At 47.3% G+C, this 1,732-nt stretch carries 2 protein-coding genes; both read right to left on the reverse strand.

All coding sequences use genetic code 11. The features are described from left to right. Positions 1-58: 58 nt before the first annotated feature. On the reverse strand, positions 59-952 hold the full coding sequence (locus tag BVJ53_RS14575; RefSeq protein WP_129302966.1) for an IS3 family transposase: 894 nt from the start codon (positions 950-952) through the stop codon (positions 59-61). Then, complete coding sequence (locus BVJ53_RS14580) at positions 949-1,626, reverse strand: helix-turn-helix domain-containing protein (protein ID WP_129302967.1); 678 nt, start codon at positions 1,624-1,626, stop codon at positions 949-951. The genes BVJ53_RS14575 and BVJ53_RS14580 overlap by 4 nt, the downstream gene beginning before the upstream one ends. Positions 1,627-1,732: the final 106 nt, after the last annotated feature.

A 1,732-nucleotide genomic window follows, 5' to 3' on the forward strand; every position in this document is an offset into this window, starting at 1 on the left:
TTTTTGCGGTCGGCCCTGTCAAGTTGACAGATGAAATAATATAAAATTTTGGTAGCTTTTAGATGGCCTTATTCCAGTATTCTTCTGGGGTAAGGCCGTCTCTTTGTCCTGAACGATTATCGTGATTGAAATAGTGGATCCCATCTTCAACGAGCTGGACGAATTCCTTGTAAGTCTTTGCCATTGGATGACGATCCATCCACCGCAGTTTAAATTCGTTCCACCAGCGCTCCATCGGTGCGTTGTCATAGGGCGTTCCCGGTCGCGACATGCTTCGTGTGACTTCAAACTGGCTAAGGTAGCGGTTGAACGCCCTAGATGTATAGGCGGAGCCACGATCAGTATGAATGAGCGGATGGACGTTGCCGGCGCGAGTGAAAGCGCGCTGGAAGACCTGAATCTCGGCGGCGGTTGTTTCGGTTGCGCTCAGGTTGTAAGCCAACAGATTGCGGCCATAGAGGTCAAGAACGCCACTGAGGCGCATCTTGTACTCGCCGTTGATACCGTATTTCAACTCGGTTGAGTCGGCTAGCCAGACTTGATTAGGACGTTCCACGTAGAAACATTGATTGAGCACATTGTCTTGTAGGTACTGTTCAGATTGCTTGACGCGACTATGCCGTTTTTGGCGAATCTGACATCGAATGCCAAGTTCGCGCATGACGCGACGAACTTGTTTGATCGTGACTGGGAAGTCAATTAGCTCATCCTGTTGTAAGTTGATCAGGAGATTCCCGGCGCCAATGCCTTGGTGATGAAAGTCAAACCAATATTGGGTCCGCTCCTTGAGCTGCCGATCGTGGACTTCCCACAATGTTTCCTCCCGCCTTAAGCCTTTGTAATAAGCTTGACGGCTGACGCCAATAACGTCCAATAACTTTGTGACAGCGCCGTGGTGGCCTTGACTAACTTCTTCAATGGCACGGTAAGCTTGTCGGTGTTGTTTGATCACTCCTTGTGCTGGATTTCCAGTAATTTTTTTACAAAGGCCTCCACTAGCTCTTTGTCCTTGAGTTCAGCTTCTAGTTGACGAATGCGCAGTTTGGCCTTGTCTAATTCGGTTAGATCACGCTTGTCTTTGTGGTGACCACGGTTATCTACCAGCGCCTCATAACCGCCTTCGCGAGCCTTGATCACCCAAGACCGTGCCTGTTGATAAGACACATCAAAATGGGCTGCCGCTTCAGTATAGGAGTGCTTACCCTTAGTGACATATTCAACGACTTTAATGCGTTCTTCGAAGGTGGTTGTACGACTCATGGTGGGGACCTGCTTTCTAGACGGTGAAGCCGTCAAAGATTGATGATCCCTATTATACATGGCTATCCAACGTTGCAGTTGTGTTGATGAGCGCAGACCAAACTGCATCGTAACTTCGGCTAATGACCCTTCACCACTAAGATAAGCAAGCACTGCTTCAAGCTTTAGCTCTCTGGTATAATGTTGATTCTTTCGAGCTTCCTCTAATCCCTTAATCCCATCACGTTCATAGCGCGCCTGCCAACGTTGTAATGTACGATCACCAAGACCGTGTTGACGGGAGAAACTACTGATACTTGTCTTCGAATGTCTGAACTCCTCCAATATGAGTAACTTTTCTTGAGCTGTATGCTTAGATCTGGGCATAGAAAATCCCTCCATGATCATCAGATGAATTATGATATTTCATCTGACAACCATAAAGGGATTATCGCACCGAAAACATCGGGGAAAATGTGTCCTTTTTGATATT

Origin of the sequence: Lacticaseibacillus chiayiensis (assembly GCF_004123795.1) — a bacterium.
In the GTDB taxonomy this organism is placed as follows: domain Bacteria; phylum Bacillota; class Bacilli; order Lactobacillales; family Lactobacillaceae; genus Lacticaseibacillus; species Lacticaseibacillus chiayiensis.

Bases quoted from the DNA above. Each gene is read 5' to 3' on its own strand.
- BVJ53_RS14580 (WP_129302967.1), bottom strand. From the start codon at position 1,626: ATGCCCAGATCTAAGCATACAGCTCAAGAAAAGTTACTCATATTGGAG.